Origin of the sequence: Onishia niordana, assembly GCF_004798965.1 — a bacterium.
GTDB classification, from domain to species: Bacteria; Pseudomonadota; Gammaproteobacteria; order Pseudomonadales; family Halomonadaceae; genus Onishia; species Onishia niordana.
In genome coordinates this window covers 1-243 of record NZ_SDSD01000155.1, presented here as the reverse complement: position 1 = coordinate 243, position 243 = coordinate 1, and the positions used below count along the sequence as shown (strand labels likewise).

At 39.1% G+C, this 243-nt stretch carries 1 protein-coding gene; it reads left to right on the top strand.

The genetic code is table 11. The annotated features are described in order from the left end of the window. Positions 1-183: hypothetical protein (locus ETC27_RS18320; protein WP_205742804.1), on the top strand; the 183-nt coding region annotated here is incomplete at its 5' end. Positions 184-243: the final 60 nt, after the last annotated feature.

Sequence of the window (243 nt, the reverse complement as noted above, 5' to 3'; positions counted from 1 at the left end):
TGTTTGAGAATTCACTGTAACCGTTTCGCCCTTACTCCCGGTGCAGCAATGCATTTTTTTACCCAGGAGAAAGTTTTTAACTTTGAGAGTCAACCTCCTGTGCCACTCGGTAACTTGGCTTGCCTTCATTTTACTTATGATGAAGGAATCTTTACCTTTATCGAATCAATCTCATTGTTATAAAAGGTATCTTCCTCATCGAGCATAGCCGATGCCTTTTGAACTTTCTAGAAAATTTTAAGG